This window comes from Paraburkholderia xenovorans LB400, from assembly GCF_000013645.1.
Classification (GTDB): domain Bacteria; phylum Pseudomonadota; class Gammaproteobacteria; order Burkholderiales; family Burkholderiaceae; genus Paraburkholderia; species Paraburkholderia xenovorans.
The window spans coordinates 2,339,123-2,358,306 of the sequence record NC_007951.1; the positions used below are offsets into that span (position 1 = coordinate 2,339,123).

General features: G+C 64.3%; 15 protein-coding genes. 8 read left to right on the forward strand and 7 right to left on the reverse strand.

Annotated features, from left to right (window positions below):
* Positions 1 to 4 precede the first annotated feature (4 nt).
* Positions 5 to 1,027 carry a zinc-binding alcohol dehydrogenase family protein gene (locus tag BXE_RS10470; protein WP_011488276.1) on the forward strand — a complete coding sequence of 341 codons (1,023 nt, stop codon included), beginning with the start codon at positions 5 to 7 and terminating at the stop codon, positions 1,025 to 1,027.
* 381 nt (positions 1,028 to 1,408) lie between these two features.
* Entirely contained in the window at positions 1,409 to 1,966 is a 558-nt protein-coding gene (locus BXE_RS10475) for a DUF6013 family protein (RefSeq protein WP_011488277.1), read from the forward strand.
* 42 nt (positions 1,967 to 2,008) lie between these two features.
* Here BXE_RS10475 and BXE_RS10480 read toward each other — a convergent pair whose 3' ends face one another.
* Both BXE_RS10480 and BXE_RS10485 read right to left on the reverse strand, forming a co-directional pair.
* Positions 2,009 to 2,815 (reverse strand): ABC transporter permease, encoded by an 807-nt coding sequence (locus tag BXE_RS10480; RefSeq protein ID WP_011488278.1) that lies wholly within the window; start codon positions 2,813 to 2,815, stop codon positions 2,009 to 2,011.
* Complete coding sequence (locus BXE_RS10485) at positions 2,812 to 3,540, reverse strand: ABC transporter ATP-binding protein (protein ID WP_011488279.1); 729 nt, start codon at positions 3,538 to 3,540, stop codon at positions 2,812 to 2,814. Before BXE_RS10485 ends, BXE_RS10480 begins: the two co-directional genes overlap by 4 nt.
* Positions 3,541 to 3,748: 208 nt before the next feature.
* On the opposite strand from BXE_RS10485, the gene BXE_RS10490 reads away from it, so the two are divergent.
* Together BXE_RS10490 and BXE_RS47870 are read left to right on the forward strand one after the other, a co-directional pair.
* On the forward strand, positions 3,749 to 6,268 hold the full coding sequence (locus tag BXE_RS10490) for an AsmA family protein (RefSeq protein ID WP_011488280.1): 2,520 nt from the start codon (positions 3,749 to 3,751) through the stop codon (positions 6,266 to 6,268).
* Positions 6,268 to 6,393, forward strand: a complete 126-nt coding sequence (locus BXE_RS47870) for a hypothetical protein (protein ID WP_267886357.1) — start codon at positions 6,268 to 6,270, stop codon at positions 6,391 to 6,393. The genes BXE_RS10490 and BXE_RS47870 overlap by 1 nt, the downstream gene beginning before the upstream one ends.
* 181 nt (positions 6,394 to 6,574) lie before the next feature.
* Here BXE_RS47870 and BXE_RS10495 read toward each other — a convergent pair whose 3' ends face one another.
* Positions 6,575 to 7,069 carry a hypothetical protein gene (locus BXE_RS10495; RefSeq protein WP_038456208.1) on the reverse strand — a complete coding sequence of 165 codons (495 nt, stop codon included), beginning with the start codon at positions 7,067 to 7,069 and terminating at the stop codon, positions 6,575 to 6,577.
* A gap of 401 nt (positions 7,070 to 7,470) precedes the next feature.
* On the opposite strand from BXE_RS10495, the gene BXE_RS10500 reads away from it, so the two are divergent.
* From BXE_RS10500 to BXE_RS10510, 3 genes are all read left to right on the forward strand, one after another.
* Positions 7,471 to 9,081: a sensor histidine kinase gene (locus tag BXE_RS10500; protein WP_011488282.1), complete on the forward strand. Its 1,611-nt coding sequence runs from the start codon at positions 7,471 to 7,473 to the stop codon at positions 9,079 to 9,081.
* Between the two features lie 81 nt (positions 9,082 to 9,162).
* Positions 9,163 to 9,666, forward strand: coding sequence for a response regulator (locus BXE_RS10505; RefSeq protein ID WP_011488283.1), 504 nt, complete (start codon positions 9,163 to 9,165; stop codon positions 9,664 to 9,666).
* 80 nt (positions 9,667 to 9,746) lie between these two features.
* Positions 9,747 to 11,720, forward strand: a complete 1,974-nt coding sequence (locus tag BXE_RS10510; protein WP_011488284.1) for a hybrid sensor histidine kinase/response regulator — start codon at positions 9,747 to 9,749, stop codon at positions 11,718 to 11,720.
* Positions 11,721 to 11,821: 101 nt separating this feature from the next.
* Here the strand turns inward: BXE_RS10510 and mscL are convergent, their stop codons facing one another.
* From mscL to mfd, 4 genes are all read right to left on the reverse strand, one after another.
* Entirely contained in the window at positions 11,822 to 12,268 is a 447-nt protein-coding gene (gene mscL / locus BXE_RS10515) for a large conductance mechanosensitive channel protein MscL (RefSeq protein WP_011488285.1), read from the reverse strand.
* A gap of 89 nt (positions 12,269 to 12,357) precedes the next feature.
* Entirely contained in the window at positions 12,358 to 13,392 is a 1,035-nt protein-coding gene (locus BXE_RS10520; protein WP_011488286.1) for a pyridoxal-phosphate dependent enzyme, read from the reverse strand.
* Positions 13,393 to 13,446: 54 nt separating this feature from the next.
* A complete protein-coding gene (gene argE / locus BXE_RS10525) occupies positions 13,447 to 14,697 on the reverse strand; it encodes an acetylornithine deacetylase (protein ID WP_011488287.1) in 1,251 nt (416 codons plus the stop codon).
* A gap of 152 nt (positions 14,698 to 14,849) precedes the next feature.
* The gene (gene mfd, locus BXE_RS10530; protein WP_011488288.1) at positions 14,850 to 18,332 is read right to left on the reverse strand and encodes a transcription-repair coupling factor; all 3,483 of its coding nucleotides are present in this window, start codon (positions 18,330 to 18,332) and stop codon (positions 14,850 to 14,852) included.
* 121 nt (positions 18,333 to 18,453) lie between these two features.
* Here mfd and ispD point away from each other — a divergent pair, with 121 nt between their 5' ends.
* Positions 18,454 to 19,167 (forward strand): 2-C-methyl-D-erythritol 4-phosphate cytidylyltransferase, encoded by a 714-nt coding sequence (gene ispD / locus BXE_RS10535; RefSeq protein WP_011488289.1) that lies wholly within the window; start codon positions 18,454 to 18,456, stop codon positions 19,165 to 19,167.
* Positions 19,168 to 19,184 lie beyond the last annotated feature (17 nt).

Here is a 19,184-nt window from a genome sequence, read left to right on the forward strand (position 1 = left end):
ATGTATGAAAGCCGTCGGTCTCTATCGTTATTTGCCGATCGATCAAGCCGAAGCCTTGGTCGATGTGGATATCCCCAAACCCGAAGCCAGCGGTCGTGATCTGCTGGTGAAGGTGGAGGCCATTTCCGTCAATCCGGTCGACACCAAAGTGCGCGCCCCGAAAGACACGGTCGAAAAATCGCCGCGCATACTCGGCTGGGATGTCGCCGGCACCGTGGCGGCGGTCGGGCCGGAGGTCACGCTGTTCAAGGTCGGCGATCCGGTGTTCTACGCGGGCAGCATCACGCGGCCCGGCGCCAACAGCGAGTTCCATCTGGTGGACGAGCGGATCGTCGGGCGCAAGCCGGCGTCGCTCGACTTCACCCACGCGGCCGCGCTGCCGCTGACCGCGATCACCGCCTGGGAAGCCCTGTTCGACCGGCTCGGCGTATCGCCGCAAGGCGCGGACGAAGGCCGCACGGTGTTGATCATCGGTGGAGCGGGCGGGGTCGGCTCGATCGGGATTCAACTGGCAAAGCAGCTTGCGAAGCTGAAGGTGATCGCAACCGCATCGCGGCCCGCATCGGCGAAGTGGGCCACGGAGCTGGGCGCGGATCACATCGTCGATCATTTCGGCGACATGCCCGCGCAATTGAAAAAGCTCGGGATCGACGAGGTCGATTACGTGCTGATGTTCAATGATACCGACAGGAACTTCCCGGCGGCAGCCGAAGTCATCAAGCCGCAAGGCGGCATCTGCACGATCGTGGAAAACAGCCAGCCGGTGCCGGTCGAACTGTTGAAGGCGAAGAGCGCCGCGTTCCACTGGGAATTCATGTTCACGCGTTCCATGTTCGGCACGCCTGACATGATCGAGCAGCACAAGCTGCTGACCGAAGTGGCGCGTCTGGTCGACTCGGGCACGTTGCGCACCACCGTCGGCCAGGATCTCGGCACCATCAACGCCGCGAATCTGCGCCGCGCGCATCAACTGCTCGAAGAAGGACGGGCAATCGGCAAGCTGGTGCTGACCGGCTTCGAGGCCTAGGCAGCACCGCGCTCGCAGCAGTCAGACTGAACCGGCATGGCCGGCGTCGCAGCAATGCGCGCCGGCCGTTTTCATTTGATGCGCATCGAGCGGCGCGACCCGGCACCGGGGTGTGTCGATTTGTAGCAGGGCGGCCGGTGCGCACGCGAGCGCGCGAGCCGCCACACGCGCAGAAAACGCGTTGCCGCAAGCGGGTTAACACCCGATCCGCAGGCAGCGCGCAGGGCTTCGCTTGGCGTTAGACTGATGGGGCATCATGCTAAAACAGTTGCGTGTCTCGCAGCCCGGTTGGCCAGGCATCTAACGGCTTCATCCGGTCACGCGGTGCGTGGGCAGTCGTGCTGACGCGAGCGCGCAGCGGCACAACAACGAGGTGACAGTATGAGCTTCCGACTCTCCGCCGTTTCAGTTGTTGCTTCTCTCGCCTGCGCACTCGCGCCCGGCATGCTCGTGCCGGTGGCCCACGCGGCCACGCCGATCACGGTTACGTCCCAATCCGCTCTCGACGGTCCGATTCGCTACACGGTGCGCGTCACGTCGAAGCAGTTCGGCAATTCGCAGGAAACCCGCACGATCCGCTCCGGCGAATCGGACGACTTCACATGGAAGACCGTGCCGCCGGGCGGCCCGGTTCCCGCGACGGACGCGTGCCCCAACTACGCTTCACTGCCGACCGACGCCAACGGCGCGATGATCCGCCAGACGCAGATCCGTTTCGCGCCGGTCGTCGCGGCCGACGGCACGGCGACCGTGCAACTGAGCTTCCAGGCGCAGACGCCGAAGGGCGTGAAGACGGTGACGACTGGCGGCAAAACGATCAAGTGTCCGAACGACGTAAGCGTCAGTCAGATTCTGCGCTTTACGATGCCGGTCAACGGCAGCACGAAAACGCTCACGCTCAATGACGGCACGGAAGTGGCGATCAGCGCGAAGCGTTGAACCGGGCGCACGCAAGGCGCGCAACATGGCGCGGGGCGCGGCTCAACGCCGCGCGGCGGCCCGCTCCACCAGCCGCGCCGCCAGAAACCGGTGCTCCGCCGAAAAGAGCCGCCGGTACGTGAGCAGCACCGCGCCCACCGTCCCGAGCGCCGACGACGCGGCGATCAGGAACATGATCACGATCTGATAGCGCACGGCCTGCAACGGCGATTGCCCAGCCAGCACCTGGCCGGTCATCATGCCGGGCAGGCTCACCACGCCGACCACGGCCATCTGATTGAGCGTCGGCATCATGCCCGCGCGTACCGCCTGGCGCGCCGGCGCCTGCGCCGCTTCCCAGCGCGTCGCGCCGAGCGCGAGCGCCATGTCGACCCGATCGCGCCGCGCGGTCAACTCCTCGGTCATCCGTTCGATGCCGAGCGACACGCCGGTCAGCGTATTGCCGAGGATCATGCCGAGAATCGGAATCGCATATTGCGGCTCGTACCACGGGTGAATGCGGATCACGACGAACAGCCCGAGCGCGCCCACCAGCCACGAACTGACCCAGATCGACAGCACGCTGTCCGCGCGTTGGCCGCGATACGTGCGGCTGCCGCGCTGCGCGCCCGCGAAACCGGCAATCAGCGTCATGACGATCATCAGCGGGAGCACCACGTACCAGCGGTCGTAGCGGAACACCCAGCCGAGCACATAGCCGATCGCCAGCAACTGCACCACGGTGCGCGCGGCCGCCCACGCCAGCTTGCGTTCGAGATCGAGTTTGAGCGCCACCGACACGACGCCGTTCACGACGATCAGCAGCGCCGCAATCGCGACGTCCCACAGACTCAGGTTTTGCAATGTCATCGTCCCGGCTCCGGATGATCGTGATGCGCGGCCGTCGCCTCGCGTCGCGCCGTTTCGCCGAGGACACCCGCGCGCATGGCGAGGTGCCGCTCGCTCATGCGCGAGGCTTGTGCCGGATCGTGCGACACCCATATCGACGCATGCCGACCGGGCGCGTCGTCGAACCATGCATGCACTAGACCTTCGATCGCACGCGATGACTCCGGGTCGAGCGACGCGGTGGGTTCATCGAGCAGCAGGACCTCGGGCGCCAGTTGCAGCACGCGAATCAGCGCGGTGATCTGCGCTTCTCCACCGGACAGCTCGCCGGCGCTTTTGTCGAGAAAGTCGTCGCCACGGCCGGCCTGCGCCGCGAGGCTCGCCGCCCGCGCGCGATCGAAGCGCACGTCGCGATACGCGCGCAACCCGAACGGGTAACGCAGATTGTCTTCCACGCTGCCGTCGAGCAGCGCGGGCCGCTGCCGGATATACGCGACGTCGCGCCGGTAGCGCGGAATGGCGGCGCGCTGTACCGCCGCGCCATGCCACATGATGCGCCCCGCATCGAGCGGATCGAGCAGGGCGAGGGCACGCAGGAACACGCTCTTGCCCGAGCCGGACGGCCCGGTGATCGCGACGCGGTCGCCCGCGTGCAACGCGAAGGTAGTCGGCTGCAGCAGCACCTGGCTGCGCACGGCGTCACGTCGCGCGATGCCGTCGGCGAGGACGAAGGGAACGTCGGTCATGAATGGAATCGTGATGGGGTATGTGGGGTCGAAGATTGCCTGACGTGGCGACGATCCGTTCGCGACCGCCTCGGCAAGCTTCGGCACCGTATGCGCGAGTGGCCGTGCAGCATGATAAAGCGGCGACGACATGACGCTTCCAGACCACCAGGCGGGCACGTAACGTGCTGATCGGTGCTCAACATAGAACAATCCGCGGAGCCTCTCAATGGCAGTGTCGAGCACAACTGGAAGGCGCATCGGGAAAATCATCGCATGGCTGGTGGCGATCATCGTCATTCTGATCGTGGCGTTGACCATTTTCATCCTGACCTTCGACTGGAACCGTGCAAGGCCTTATATCAACGACAAGGTCACGCAGGCAATCGGCCGGCCGTTCGCGATCAACGGCGATCTGAAAGTGGGCTGGCGGCATCCCGTGGGCGAGACCGGCTGGCGCGGCTGGGTGCCCTGGCCGCGTTTCTCGGCGGCCAACATCACCGTGGGCAATCCGGACTGGACCAAACAGCCGCAATTCGCCACGCTCGACGAGATCGACTTCCAGGTCAAGGTGCTGCCGCTGCTCACGCACGATATCGTGATTCCGGCCATCAACCTCGTGAATCCCTCGGTCGACCTGGAGCGCCTGCTCGACGGCCGCAACAACTGGACCTTCAAGCTGGCGTCGTCCGGCGGGCCTTCCGAATGGAAGCTCGATCTGCACGATATCGCGTTTGCCAAGGGCAACATCGCGCTGTCCGATCAGCAGAAGAAGGTCGATTTGCAGATGGTGGTCGATACGCTCGGCCAGCCGATTCCGATTGGTGAAGCGATGAAGCAGCAGGAAGTGGCGTCGCGCAGCGCGTCGGCCGAAGCGATCGGCAAGGCGGGCGCGACCAGGCTGACCGCGCAGGCGAATGCGCAGGCGGCATCGGAGGCTGCGGCGGCATCCGCGGCGGCGGCCTCCGGCGCATCGGCCGCGGATATCACCGCGTCGGGCACGACGGCGGCCACGGGCGCGTCAGGTGCGCTGGTCGCGGGCGGTTCGAAGGGCACCAGCGCGGCAGTCAGCGCAGGCGCGAGCGGTGCAGTGGTGGCGTCGGCTCCGGCATCGGCGCCCGCATCGGCTTCGGCGGCGAGCGGCGCGGAAGCTCAGGCGGCAGCGAAACGCGAGATTCCGCCATACGCCATCGGCTGGACCGTCAAAGGGACGTACAACAAGACGCCAGTGTCGGGCAGCGGCAAGGTCGGCGGCGTGCTGGCGTTGCAGGACGCCAACCGGCCGTTCCCGGTGCAGGCCGATGTCAAGGCAGGCGATCTGCATGTCGGCCTGGTCGGTACGATTACCGACCCCGCGCACCTCGCAGCGGTCGATCTGCGCCTCTGGCTGCAAGGCAACAGCATGGCGCGTCTCTATTCGCTCACCGGCGTAACCCTGCCCGACACGCCGCCCTATGCGACCGAAGGCCGCTTCGTCGGCCAGTTCAGGTCCAGCGGCAACGTCTTCAAGTATGAAAATTTTACAGGCCGGGTCGGCGGCAGCGATCTCAACGGCTCGTTGACTTATACCGCGCGTGAACCGCGTCCGCTGCTGCAGGGCGACCTGATCTCGCATGTGCTGCAGTTCTCGGATCTGGCGCCGGTGATCGGCGCGGATTCGAACGCCAGCAAGGCGAAGCGTGGCGACGCAACCGCGCAGCCGTCCAACAAGGTGCTGCCGGTGGAGGAATTCCGCACCGACCGCTGGAAGGCGATCGACGCCGACGTGAAATTCACCGGCCGGCGCATCATCAAGAACGTGAACCTGCCGATTACGGATCTGTACACGCATATCGTGATGACCGACGGCGTGCTTTCGCTGGAGCCGTTGAAGTTCGGCGTGGCCGGCGGCACGCTGGCTTCGGACATTCATCTGGATGGCAGCGGAACGCCGCTCAAGGGGCGCTTCGCGACGTCGGCGCGGCATCTGAAGCTCAAGCAGCTGTTCCCGAACTTCAAGACCATGCAGAACGCGCTCGGTGAAATCAACGGCGACGCCGCGCTGACCGCGACGGGCAATTCGCCGGCGGCGCTGGCCGCCACCTCGAACGGCGAGGTGAAGGCGCTGGTGACCGACGGCACGGTAAGCCGCCTGCTGATGGAAGCGGCCGGCCTGAACGTGGCGAATGTCGTGTATGAAAAGCTGTTCGGCAATCGCGACGTGAAGATCAACTGCGCGGCCGCCGATTTCGTCGCGACCAACGGTGTGCTCGATTCGCGTGTCTTCGCGCTCGACACGGACGACGCAGTGATCGATATCGAGGGCAATGTGAATATGCGCGACGAGACGATGGACCTGGGCGTGCATCCGCATACCAAGGGTTTCCGGGTATTCTCGCTGCGCTCGCCGCTCTATGTGAAAGGCACGTTCAAGGATCCGCACGTGGGCGTGAACGCGGCCGCGCTGGCGTTGCGCGGTGGTGCGGCGGTCGGCCTCGGGCTGATCAATCCGTTTGCGGCACTGATTCCGTTGCTCGCGCCGAGCAACAACAAGCCGCTGCCATGCAACCAGTTGCTCGCGCAGGTCCGGCAGGCGCCGACGGCGCCGCCGCCGGGCTTGAAGCAGCAGCCCAAGTCCTCCATTTCGCTGGATGGCGTGCCGGTCAACAAGTCTTCGGGCGGCGCGTCCGCGCCCGCTGCGCCCGCTACGGCGGACAAAAAGCCAGCGGTGATGTCGCCGGCCAGCGCGGCTCAATACAAGGGGAGCTGATGCCTTTCGATCTGCCTGCGGACTGGTTCAGCTGGAGTTTCGGCGGCGGCCTTTCATTCATTTTCCTGTGGCTGATCAGCGCACCGTCAGCGCGCGGCGATATTGATGACATCGCGGTGAAATGAGCACGTGAGTCCGGCACGCGCGCACAGGTGAAGCGCGTGTCAGAAGTCGAATGAAATGAGGGAGGGCACTGCGGCAACGCAATAAAGCAACGCCGCCTGGCCGACTTTGCGAACAGGCGCCTGGCGTTGCGAGCGTGAAGGTGTACTGCGTGGAGGCTTGGGTTCAGCGCTTGGGGCTTACTTACCGCAGGGATCGCGGAGCCGCATCTCCGGCCGCGTCCTGACGACGAACCCCGCGACGCGTTCCGCCAATGCGGGTCGCACCGAATTCCGTGAGGATCTTGCCGCGAGCCCGGCTGGCAAACACCAGGAAGCCGAAGCCGTCCGCCTCGTACCAGTAGCCGCCGTTCTCGAGCCCGTCGAGCGGTTGCTCCAGTGCATTGGTAATGGATTCGATACAGCGGCGCCGCAACTCGGCGGGTGCGGGATAGGGTGGTTGCGCCCCCCGCACACTGCACAGGAGGACGTCGAGCCCAGGCAGCACGTGCGCATAAAGGACGGGCTCGTCTTGCGCGCGAGCGCGCGCAATCTTGGTGTCGAGCTGACCGAACGGCTTGAAATGTCGTAGTACCGCGAGGAACGACTCATCGCCGTCCACCTTCGCGCGTCTACGCTTTTTCGGGAAGGACATAAAAATTCGCCTGAAAAAGAATTGCAAGAAACGCAGCGTCCTCATGCGACCACTCCCGGCTTCGCGCGCCGCACGTCGATCTTTTATAGCATACGACAAGGCCGGATTCACGGTGATTCGACGACTGCGCCGCCCCACCGCTTCCCGCACGAATCATGCCGAACCGCCTCGCCGCGCGCTTTCGCTTCCCAGCACATCTGTCTCCATCATAGACGCACGAGGCGCGTAAAAAACATCTTAGACCAATAAAAAAGTCATTTTTGTGTGGGCGAGCGCATCTTGCCGCTACGTTGAAATATCTCCCATTCACGTCGATAATGGCCCGTCCGGCTGCACTGCGCCGTGCTCGCCGATTCCGTCATCGCGAAGGCCGCCCAGCGCGGCACGGCGTGGCCGGGCTCGCGAACGGCGCGGCCTGAGTGACCCTTGCGACGCTTCGGGCGAACATGAAACTATTCACGAAGGGTCTGCTGCTGATTGCCGTGCCGAGCGCGGTCGAGCTCGCGCTTCTCGGCGTCGTCTTCGACACCCAGGAGCAGACAGCGCAGGCCGCGCAGTGGGTTACCAACAGCAAGCAGATCCTCTATCAGTCGTCGGCTATCGTCGATCCGCTGCTGCGTCAGGCCGCGCGGGTCCGCACGGCTATGGTGATCGGCGACGCGTCGCTGATCGACCGCCACACGGTGTGGGTCGATCTGGGCGACCGTCTGTCGAAGCTCGAGGTCCTCGTCGCCGATACGCCGCAGCAGGTCGAACGCGTGCACGAGATGCAGCGGGCAGTCGAAGCTTATCGCGCGCAAACGGTCGCGATCTCGCAGGCGCTGCATGCGGGGCGCAGCCCGAATTCGTTCGCCGCGCAGGAATCCGGCGCGTTGCCGCGGCAGGTCGCGTTGTTTCGCGACGAACTCGCGGCGTTCGGCGACGAAGCGTCGCGGCTCGACACCGAGCGCTCGGCGGCGCTCGCGCGGCGCCGGGCGCGTCAGCAATACGCGCTGATCGGCGCGGTGCTGGGCTCCATGCTGATCTGGGCGGCCACCGCAGTGGTGTTTGCGCGCAGCATAGGCCGCCGGCTGGAAGTGCTGGCCGGGAACGCAGAGCGCCTGGGCAGTGGGCGCACGCTTGCCGCGCCTCTATCCGGCAGCGACGAAATTGCCGCGCTCGACACCGTGCTGCATCAGACCGGCGAGCGTCTGCGCGAAGCCGAAGCCGAGCAGGCCATGCTGAAAACGCGGCTCGAAGCGCGCGCGCGGGAACTGGCGAGCGTCAACGAGGAGTTGCGTCAGGAGACGCAGGACAATGAAATGTTCATCTACAGCGTGTCGCACGATCTGCGCTCGCCGTTGGTGAATCTGCAAGGTTTCTCGAAGGAATTGCAGGTCTCCTGCGACGAACTGGACAGCGTCGTCGAGGCCGCGAAGTTGCCGGAAGCCGAACATCGGCGCATGGTGCATATTCTCGACGGCGACGTGCGCGAATCCCTGCAGTATTTGCGCGCCGCGGTCACGCAGGCCGCGGCGATCATCGAGGCGCTGTTGCGGATTTCGCGTGCCGGCCGGCTCGAATATCAGTGGCAGCGTGTGAGCGTGGGGCGCGTGGTGGGGCGGGTGGTCGACGCACTGCAGGGCGTGATCGGGCAGCGCGCGGCCGTGGTGACCGTACGCGAGTTGCCGCCCGCATGGGGCGATCCGGGCGCGATCGAGCAGATTTTCAGCAACCTGATCGGCAACGCGCTGAATTACCTCGACCCGGCGCGCAATGGGCGTATCGAAGTCGGCGCGCTGGACCCCGAACCGGTCGAGGAGACGGAGCCGCGCGCGGTGCGCATGCGCACGTATTATGTACGCGACAACGGCCTCGGCATCCCGGCGGCCTACATGTCGAAGGTGTTCCGGGCGTTTCAGCGCCTGCACGGCGACATCGCCAACGGCGACGGCATCGGCCTCGCGGTGGTGCGTCGCACAGTGGAGCGGCATGGTGGCCGCGTGTGGGTCGAGTCGGCGGAAGGCGCGGGTTCAACTTTTTTCGTGGTGTTGCCGGAGCAACCCGCGCGCCTCTGAACAGCAGCGGCAGGTGCGGCGGCAGCAGCGCGGACAATCACGAGCGGCGGGCATCAACGAATCGTTCAGCATGGAGAGCATATGACTCACGGGGAAACGGTCAGCATCGTGCTGATCGAAGACGACGACGGCCATGCGACGCTCGTCGAGCGCAATCTGCGCCGTGCCGGCATTTCGAATGGGTTCGTCCGTTTTCACGACGGCCAGCAGGCACTCGATTATTTCTTCGGCCCGGCGCCGGCGGACGCCGCCGCGAGTTCCGCCGCCACGCCCGCGGTCAACGCCTATCCGCCACGCGAAGATCTGATGAATTTCGTCGTGCTGCTCGATTTGAAAATGCCGCGGGTGGATGGCTTCGAAGTTCTGCGGCGCCTGAAAGAGTCGCCGCAGACGGCCGCCGTGCCGGTGATCGTACTGACCACGACCGACGATCCGCGAGAGATCGCGCGCTGCTACGAACTCGGCTGCAACGTCTACATTACCAAGCCGGTCGAATACGATGCCTTCATTGAAGCCGTGCGTCGCCTCGGGTTTTTCCTGCAGGTGGTCAAGCTGCCCTCGGGGCATCGTTTTTCGGGCCCGTGATGGAAGGCCGCATGAAGGTGGCCGAAAGCCGCTCGTGACAAGATGGACCACTTGCCGACCCTAGCCAGAGAAGACTTCGCATGACCGAAGAAGTGTCCACGCAGCATGCCGCATATGTGCTGGTCGTCGATGACGACGAAGGCATCCTGCGGCTCGCGCGCAAGTCGCTGGAACGCGCCGGCTGCCGGGTCGCGATCTGCGCGGGCGTCGACGCGGCCCGTGAGCGTCTCGCGCGCGGCGGCCCCGATTTGCTGGTGCTCGACTATCAGCTCAGCGGGCCCGAGACCGGTCTCGACTTCTTTCGCCATTTGCGCGCTGAAGGCGTGCGGATTCCCGCCATTCTCGTGACCGGTTTCACCGACGAATCGCGTGTCATCGAAGCGCTGCGCGCGGGCGTGTCCGACGTGGTGCCGAAATCGGGCGACTACCTCGATTACCTTCCCGAAGCCGTCGAACGGGTGCTCTCGCAAGTGCGTTTGCAGCGAGCGTCGGACGAGGCCCTGCTGCTGCGCGACCGCGAGCAGCATTACCGCACCTTGTCGGAGGCGTTGCCGCACCTCGTCATGACCTGCAACGCCGCGGGCGACTGCGATTTTCTGTCGAAGCAGTGGTACGACTACACCGGCCTTGCCGAAGGCAGTTCGTATGGTCTCGCCTGGCTCGACGCCGTGCATCCGGACGACCGCGAAGTGATCCGCCGCAGCTGGCTCAAGGCCGTGTCGGGCAATGCCGGCGACTACCGGCACGAGTTGCGGATTCGCCGCCACGACGGCGAATACCGCTGGTTCGACGTCCGCGTGGTGGCGATGCGCGACGCCGAAGGCAACATCAGCAAATGGTTCGGCAGTTGCACCGACATTCATTCGCAACGCGAGGCGATCGAGGAGCGCGAACGTCTGCTTGCGTCGGAACAGGCCGCGCGCCAGATCGCCGAAGAAGCGAATCGCGCCAAAGACCGCTTTCTGGCCATGCTGTCGCACGAACTGCGTACGCCGCTCACGCCGGTGCTCGCCGGCGCCAGCGTGCTGGAGATGATTCCGGAACTGCCCGACCAGGCGCGCGCGAGCGTGCGCATGATTCGCCGTAACGTCGAACTCGAGGCGCGGCTGATCGACGACCTGCTCGACCTGACGCGGGTGGCGAACGGCAAGCTGCGGCTCTCGCTGGAAACTGTCGACGTGCACGACGTGATGGACAGCGTGCTCGAACTGTTTCGCAGCGAGATTCAGGTCAAGCAGCAGGACGTGCACGTTCATAAGAACGCCCGGCATCATTACGTGCTGGCCGATCGCGCCCGGCTGCAGCAGATGCTGTGGAACCTGATTCGCAATGCCGCGAAGTTCACCCCGGACGGCGGCCATATCTATGTGCGCACCCGCGACGAACGCATGCACGTGCAGATAGCGGTCGAAGATACGGGCATCGGCATCGAGCCGGACCAGATCGGCAAACTCTTCAACGCGTTCGAGCAGGGCAACCAGAACATGACGCGGCAATTCGGCGGGCTCGGTCTCGGGCTCGCCATCACGAAGGCGTTGACCGACGTGCATGGCGGCACGGTGACTGCGCAAAGCCCCGGCGCGCATTGCGGCGCGACCTTCACGATCACCTTGCCGACGGCCACGGCGCCGGAAGTCACGTCACCTGTCGTAGTGCCGGACCAGGTGCATCCGGCCGGTCTGCTGACCATCCTGCTGATCGAAGATCACGTGGATACCGCTGAAGTCATGGCGCAACTGATTCGCAGCCTCGGCCACGAGGTGACGACCGTGGGCCGGGTGGACGACGCGCTGGCCGCCACCCAATCGGCGGACTTCGATCTGGTGATCAGCGACGTGGGTCTGCCCGACGGCACCGGCCTCGACTTCATCAAGGTGTTCCGCGAGCACTCGGACGCGCCCGCGGTGGCATTGACCGGCTTCGGCACCGACGAAGACGTGCGCCGCTGCCTCAGCGCCGGCTTTACTTCGCATCTGACCAAGCCAGTCAACTTCGGCCAGCTCGAGACAATGATCGAAGGCGCGGTGAACCGCAAGGAGCAGAAGGAGGCTTGAGCGATTGCGCTGCCGGTATCGGCTCACGCTATGAATAAGGCCTGTTGCGAGCGGATCGCAACAGGCCTTTTGCTTTACCGGCGGCTGACGTGCCGGAATGCTTAACGCGGTGAGTTCTTCAACGAATCGCGGATTTCACGCAACAGCAGAACGTCTTCCGGCGTGGGCGGCGGTTCTGCCGGTGCGGCTTCGGCCGGCTTGCGCAGATTGTTGATGAATTTGACCATCAGGAAAATGATGAACGCGAGAATCAGGAAATTGATCAGCACGGTGATGAACGAGCCATAACCGAATACGGCAACGCCCGCCGTTTGCAAGTCTTTATACGACTCGGGGCTGCCTTTGAAGCTGGGCGGAATTGCGCCGAGACGAATGAACTTGTTGGAAAAATCGAGGCCGCCAGTGGCAAGCCCGACAACCGGCATGATCAGGTCTTTAACAATTGAATTGACGATGGTGGAGAATGCGCCGCCGATAATCACACCGACGGCGAGATCCATCACGTTGCCCTTGAGGGCAAATTCCTTGAATTCCTTGACCATGCTCATAGAGGTTCCTCCCAGAAGTCGATATTCGAATGATACCAACCTGAGAACGATAGGCTAGTCTTTTGGCCGTGAACCGGGGATTGTTTCTTTTATTGAGGAAACAGTGACTCGCTATGCCGCGCGCGTTCTATATGCGCGGCAAATGTGACCGGGTCGGTATTGGTGCCGCACAGCAGAACGCCCACGCGTTTGCCTTGCAACTGTTCGCGCAGCGGGCCGAGCAAGGCGGCGGTGGCGGCGGCGCAGGCCGGTTCGACGGCGAGCTTCAGTTGTCCGAACAAGGTCAGCATGGCCGCGCGCAACTGGTCGTCGGATACGGTGACGAGCTGATCGATATGACGGCGGCACAATTCGTAGCTGTATTCCTCGGTATGCGGCGACATGAGCGAATCGGCAATGCCGTGCATCTTGCCCATCCTGACCGTGTGATTGGCGGCGAAACTCTTGCCCATCACGTCCGCGCCTTCGGGTTCCACGCCATAAAGATGCACGTTCGGATTCGCGAGCCGCATGGCGGTCGCGACACCCGCGGCGAGGCCGCCGCCGCCGATCGGCACGATCACCGCTTCGAGATCGGGCGTTTGCGTGGCCCATTCGTAGCCGAGCGTGGCCGAACCCAGCACCGTGCGATAGCCGTTGAACGGATGCACGAAATAACGGCCTTCTTCGGCCTCGATACGGCGCACCAGTTCGAACGCCTCGGCAATGTTTTCCGCGAACACGATGTCGGCGCGATATTGCCGGCACAGCGCCACGCGCGCCGGATTGGCCGCGCGAAACAGCACGACCTTGGCGCTGATGCCAAGCCGCATGGCCGCGTACGCGACCGCCACCGCATGATTGCCGCCCGACACGCAGGTGACGCCCGCGCTGCGTTGAGATTCGTCGAGTGCGAGCAGATTGGTGAAGGCGCCGCGTGCCTTGAAGCTGCCGCCTGCCTGCAACAGCTCGAACTTGAAATTCACCAGCGTGCCTTCCAGCGATGGAAAGTCGAGCCTGTCGAACACCGGCGTTCGAGCCACCCACGGCGTCAACGCAAAGTGCTGCGCGGCGATGTCGTCGAGCGTGGGGATCGGCTCGCCGTCGATCGTATGGTCGGTGTGTTGCGGCGCGGCAGTTGACATGGCGTGGGCGTGCGGGGAGCGGTATGGGTAAGACTCTTTTTATGCCGGCCGGTTTCAGTGCGCGTGCGCTTCGACCGACATGCTGTGAATGAATTTCTGCAGGAAGCGCTCGCATGCCACCAGCTGATCCAGCGCGACGAACTCATTGGCCTTATGCGCCTGCTCGATGTTGCCGGGGCCGCAGACGATGCTCGGAATGCCCGCCAGCGAGAAGAGGCCGGCTTCCGTGCCGTAAGCGACCTTGCGCTTGTCCTGATCGGCGGTCAGTGCGCGCACCAGTTGCGTGATGGCCGCTTGTTCAGACGAATCGAGTCCAGGCGCCGCGGCAATCTTCGTAATCTCGATCGCCGCAGATGGATGCTCGCGCAACATTTTCGGCAGCAGCGTTTCGCGTGCGTATTGATCGATGCGCGCGAAAATCGGCTCTGGGTCGAGCGTGGGCAGATTGCGGAATTCGAACTGGAACCTGCATTCGGCCGGCACGGTATTGATCGCATTGCCGCCCACGATCGTGCTGGTTTGCGCGGTGGTGAAGGGCACGTCGTAAAGTTCGTCGAACGGACCTTGCTCGCGGAACTGATCGGCCATGTCGCGGATGTAGCAGATCAGACGCGCGGCGTACTCGATCGCGTTCAAGCCCTTCGGCGTGAGCGACGAGTGGGCCGCCTGACCGCGCACGCAGCACTGGTAGGCGTTGATGCCCTTGTGCGCCACGATCGGCCGCATGCTGGTCGGCTCGCCGACAATGCAGCCGTCCGGTTTCACGCCGCGCTTCAGCAGATCGGCAATCAGCAGCGGCGCGCCCGCGCAGCCCACTTCCTCATCGAACGAGAGGGCGAAGTGAATCGGCCTCGCGAGCCTCGCGCGCTGCATCTCCGGCACGAGCGTAAGCGCCGCGCCGATGAAGCCTTTCATGTCGCAGGTGCCGCGGCCGTACAGCTTGTCGCCGCGAATTTCCGGCTTGAACGGATCGCTGTCCCATTGCTGGCCGTCCACGGGCACAACGTCCGTATGGCCCGACAGCACCACGCCGCCGTTCGTTTCGCCGTCATGGGCGGGAATCGTCGCGAACAGGTTGGCCCATTTGCCGCTCGGGTCGTGCGTGAGCGTGGCCTCGATGCCGACGGCACGCAACTCGTCGCGCACGGTTTCGATCAGGCCCAGATTCGGATTGCGGCTGACCGTGTCCATCGAGACGAGACGCGTGACCCAGGGCAGTGAAACAGGTGAGGCGGGATTCGATGCAGAGGCGGGCGATTGGGGTGACTGCGGAGAGGACTGCGCTGATTCAGCGACGTAAGACATGACAAGACTCCGGCATTTGAGTCTTTCGATCATACCCAAAAAAAAGCCGTCCGTACGCCGCGGCGCGCGTTTGCGCACCGCAGCATGAACGAAAAAACGCCCGACGTGCCGCGTTTTCGCGCTTCGTTTTTTAACGCGGCGCTATCCCGGCCTCATCGCGCGGCCACGCCGGCCGCCGTACCGCGGCTCGGCGTGCCGAGCGCGCGCAAGGTTTCCTTCACCGTGGCGACACGCACCGCGAGATCGGGGCTGCGCGTTTCGATACGCAGCTTGTCCTGGCCCGCGAGCCGGATGTGCCTGTGTTTCTGCACCATCTCGATGATCCGCATCGCGTCGATCGGCGGGTTGGGGATGAATTGCAGGCCGATCACGGTTTCGCCGGCATCGATCTTCAGAATGCCCAATGGTTTCGCCGCGAGCCGCAGACGATGCGTCTCCACCAGTGCATGCGCCTGCGGCGGCAGCTTGCCGAAGCGGTCGATCAACTCTTCCTGAATGCTGTCGATCGAATCGTTGTGTTCGCAATTAGCCAGCCGCTTGTAGAGCGACAGACGCTCCTGCACGTCGCCGCAGTAGTCCGCGGGCAGAATCGCCGGCGCGTGCAGATTGATCTCGGTGGTTGCGGCGAGCGGCGCGGTGAGGTCCGGCTCCTTGCCTTCCTTGAGCGCCTTCACGGCGTCGTTCAGCATGTCGGTATAGAGCTGGAAGCCGATCTCGTGAATTTCGCCTGACTGCTTGTCGCCGAGCACTTCGCCCGTGCCGCGAATTTCGAGGTCGTGCATGGCCAGATAGAAGCCCGAGCCGAGTTCCTCCATCTGCTGGATCGCTTCGAGGCGGCGTTGTGCCTGCTTGGTCAGCCCTTGCGGATCGTGGACCAGCAGATACGAATAGGCCTGGTGATGCGAACGGCCCACACGTCCGCGCAACTGATGCAACTGCGCGAGACCGAACTTGTCGGCGCGGTGGATCAGGATGGTGTTGGCGCTCGGCACGTCGATACCGGTTTCGATAATGGTCGTGCACAGCAATACGTTGGCGCGCTGGGCCACGAAGTCGCGCATCACGCGTTCGAGTTCGCGCTCATGCATCTGCCCATGCGCGACTGCGATACGCGCTTCGGGCACCAGCGCTTCGAGCATTTGCCGGCGATTCTCGATCGTTTCGACTTCGTTGTGCAGGAAGTAGACCTGGCCGCCGCGTTTCAACTCGCGCAGCATGGCTTCGCGAATCACGCTGTCTTCCTCGCGCCGCACGAAGGTTTTGATCGCGAGGCGCTTTTGCGGCGCGGTGGCGATCACGGAGAAATCGCGCAGGCCTTCGAGCGCCATGCCGAGCGTACGCGGAATCGGCGTGGCGGTGAGCGTGAGCACGTCCACTTCGGCGCGCAAGGCCTTCAGCGCTTCTTTCTGCCGCACGCCGAAACGGTGTTCCTCGTCGATGATCACGAGTCCGAGCCGCTTGAACTGCACGTCCGACGAGAGCAGCTTATGCGTGCCGATCACGATATCGACAGTGCCTTCGTTGATCTGGTGGATCGCGGCGTTGACTTCCTTGGTGGACTTGAAGCGCGACAGCTCGGCAATCCGCACCGGCCAGTCGGAGAAGCGGTCGGTGAAGGTTTGCGTGTGCTGTTCGGCGAGCAGCGTGGTGGGCGAGAGGAGCGCGACCTGCTTGCCGCCCATCACCGCGATGAACGCCGCACGCAACGCGACTTCGGTCTTGCCGAAGCCGACGTCGCCGCATACCAGGCGATCCATTGGCTTGCCGCTCGTCATGTCGCCGATCACGGCCGCGATCGCGGCGGCCTGGTCCGGCGTTTCCTCGAAGCCGAAGCTCTCCGCGAACTTCACGTAGTCTTTCGGTTCGAGTGCGAACGCGTGGCCTGAACGCGCGGCGCGGCGCGCGTATAAATTCAGCAGCTCGGCCGCCGTATCGCGAATCTGTTGCGCGGCTTTGCGTTTGGCTTTTTCCCACTGGCCCGAGCCGAGCGAGTGCAGCGGTGCGCTTTCCGGATCGGCGCCGCTATAGCGCGAGATCACGTGCAACTGCGCGACCGGCACATAGAGCTTGCTGTCGCCGGCATATTCGAGATGCAGGAACTCGGTCTCGCCTTCGCCGAGATCCATCGTGACGAGGCCCATATAGCGGCCGATGCCATGCTGCGAATGCACGACCGGATCGCCGAGTTTCAGCTCGGACAGATCGCGCACCATCGAATCGACGTTGCTCGCCTGTTCCTGGCGGCGGCGCCCCGCGCGCCGCGCGAGCGGACCATACAGCTCGGTTTCGGTGATGATCGCGATGCCGTCCACGGGCACGGCAAAACCGTTGGCGAGCGGCGCGACGCCCAGCGAAAAACGCGAGTCGCCAAGGAGCCAGTCCTGGAAACTGTCGCTCGATGCCGGTCTCAGATGATTGTCGGCGAGCAGTTGCAACAGCGTTTCGCGCCGGCCCGCGGATTCGGTGGCGAACAGCACGCGGTTCGGCGTGGTGTCGAGATAGGCGCGCAAGGCCGCGACCGGATCTTCCGCGTGACGGTCGATTGCCAGGTTCGGCAATGGAGTCGACCAGCCGCCGCCCGCGTTGGCCGGCAGAGCGAGCCGCGCGAACGGCTTGGCGAGCGTGAAGAAATCTTCGTCCGACAGGAACAGACGCTGCGGCTCGAGAATCGGCCGGTCGCGGTCGTGCGAGAGGAAGTTGTAGCGCTGCTTCGTGTCGTTGGTGAATCGCCGGATCGCCGCGTCGAGATCGCCCACGAATGCCAGTTGCGCGCCTTCGGGCAGGTAATGGAACAGCGTGGCCGTGTCGTCGAAGAAGAGCGGCAGATAATATTCGATGCCCGCGGACGGCACGCTATTGCCGATGTCCTTGTAGATCGAAGCGCGGCTCGGGTCGCCCTCGAAAGTCTCGCGCCAGCGGCTGCGGAATGCGGTGCGCGCGGCTTCGTCGAAGGGGAATTCGCGGCCTGGCAGCAGGCGCACGTCTTTCACCGGATAGAGGCTGCGCTGCGTGTCCGGGTCGAACGCGCGGATCGAGTCCACCTGGTCGTCGAACAGGTCGATCCGGTAGGGCAACGGCGAGCCCATCGGATAGAGATCGAGCAGCGAGCCGCGCACGCAGTATTCGCCCGGACGCACCACCTGGCTCACGTGCTCATAGCCGGCCAGCGTGAGTTGCGACTTGAGTTTCGCTTCGTCGAGGCGCTCGCCCTGCGAGAAGGAAAACGTGTAAGCCGCGAGAAACGAGGCGGGCGGCATGCGGTACAGCGCCGTGGTGGCGGGCACCAGCAGGATGTCGCAACGGCCTTCGCCGAGATCGTGCAGCGTGGCAAGCCGCTCCGAGACCAGATCCTGGTGCGGTGAAAAGGTATCGTAAGGCAGCGTTTCCCAGTCGGGCAACAGCCGTACGCGGGCCTCGGGCGCAAAGAAGCCGATCTCCTGGGCCAAACGTTGCGCGTCGACAGCGCTTTCGCACACGACCGCGAGCAGCGGCACCTTCTCGCGATAGGCGAGATGGTAGCGGGCGATCAGCAGCGCGTCGGACGAGCCGTGCGTGCCGTCGAAGGCGAAACGCTGGCCGGCCTTGACGAGCGCGACGGGCGGGGAGTACTGCGATGATGCGGCGATGTCTGACATAGAAGAGAAAAAGCGGCCTCAGGCTCACACGTGACCGGCAAGTTTACGCGCGTCGGGGCGTGGATGCGAAGGACCTATTATAAAATCCGTCCTTTACTTTGACTTCGCGGCATCCGCACTCGTGACTTCCCGTCTATTTGCCCTGATTCCGTGCGCAGGCACCGGCAGCCGTTCCGGCGCCGCGATGCCCAAACAATATCGCACTGTCGCCGGCCGCGACATGTTGCATTTTTCGCTGGCGGCATTCGACGCCTGCAGCGAGTTTGCGCAAACCCTCGTCGTGATCGCCCCTGATGACGCCCATTTCGACGCGCGCCGCTTCGGCGGCTTGCGTTTTGCCGTGCGCCGCAGCGGCGGAGCCTCGCGCCAGGCGTCGGTGCTCAATGGCCTGCACGCGCTTGCCGAGTTCGGCGCCCATGACGACGACTGGGTACTCGTGCACGATGCGGCGCGTCCCGGCATCACGCCTGCGCTGATCCGCACGCTGGTCGGCGCGCTGAAGGACGACACGGTAGGCGGCATCATGGCGTTGCCCGTGGCGGACACGCTCAAACGCATCGACGCGAATTCGGCCGACGGCCGGATCGCCCGCACCGAGGCGCGCGACGGCTTGTGGCAGGCGCAGACGCCGCAGATGTTCCGCATCGGCATGTTGCGCGCGGCGATCCTGCGCGCGCAGGCCGACGGTCACGACCTGACCGACGAAGCGAGCGCGATCGAATGGTTGGGTCACGCGCCGAAACTGGTGCAGGGCAGCTTGCGCAACTTCAAGGTGACTTATCCGGAAGACTTCGATCTGGCCGAAGCCATTCTGAGCCGGCCAGCGGTTTCGTGACGGGCGACTTCAAATTT

Coding starts and splice junctions, on each gene's coding strand:
- BXE_RS10470 (WP_011488276.1), top strand. CDS start 5: ATGAAAGCCGTCGGTCTCTATCGTTATTTGCCGATCGATCAAGCCGAA.
- BXE_RS10475 (WP_011488277.1), top strand. CDS start 1,409: ATGAGCTTCCGACTCTCCGCCGTTTCAGTTGTTGCTTCTCTCGCCTGC.
- BXE_RS10480 (WP_011488278.1), bottom strand. CDS start 2,815: ATGACATTGCAAAACCTGAGTCTGTGGGACGTCGCGATTGCGGCGCTG.
- BXE_RS10485 (WP_011488279.1), bottom strand. CDS start 3,540: ATGACCGACGTTCCCTTCGTCCTCGCCGACGGCATCGCGCGACGTGAC.
- BXE_RS10490 (WP_011488280.1), top strand. CDS start 3,749: ATGGCAGTGTCGAGCACAACTGGAAGGCGCATCGGGAAAATCATCGCA.
- BXE_RS47870 (WP_267886357.1), top strand. CDS start 6,268: ATGCCTTTCGATCTGCCTGCGGACTGGTTCAGCTGGAGTTTCGGCGGC.
- BXE_RS10495 (WP_038456208.1), bottom strand. CDS start 7,069: ATGAGGACGCTGCGTTTCTTGCAATTCTTTTTCAGGCGAATTTTTATG.
- BXE_RS10500 (WP_011488282.1), top strand. CDS start 7,471: ATGAAACTATTCACGAAGGGTCTGCTGCTGATTGCCGTGCCGAGCGCG.
- BXE_RS10505 (WP_011488283.1), top strand. CDS start 9,163: ATGACTCACGGGGAAACGGTCAGCATCGTGCTGATCGAAGACGACGAC.
- BXE_RS10510 (WP_011488284.1), top strand. CDS start 9,747: ATGACCGAAGAAGTGTCCACGCAGCATGCCGCATATGTGCTGGTCGTC.
- mscL (WP_011488285.1), bottom strand. CDS start 12,268: ATGAGCATGGTCAAGGAATTCAAGGAATTTGCCCTCAAGGGCAACGTG.
- BXE_RS10520 (WP_011488286.1), bottom strand. CDS start 13,392: ATGTCAACTGCCGCGCCGCAACACACCGACCATACGATCGACGGCGAG.
- argE (WP_011488287.1), bottom strand. CDS start 14,697: ATGTCTTACGTCGCTGAATCAGCGCAGTCCTCTCCGCAGTCACCCCAA.
- mfd (WP_011488288.1), bottom strand. CDS start 18,332: ATGTCAGACATCGCCGCATCATCGCAGTACTCCCCGCCCGTCGCGCTC.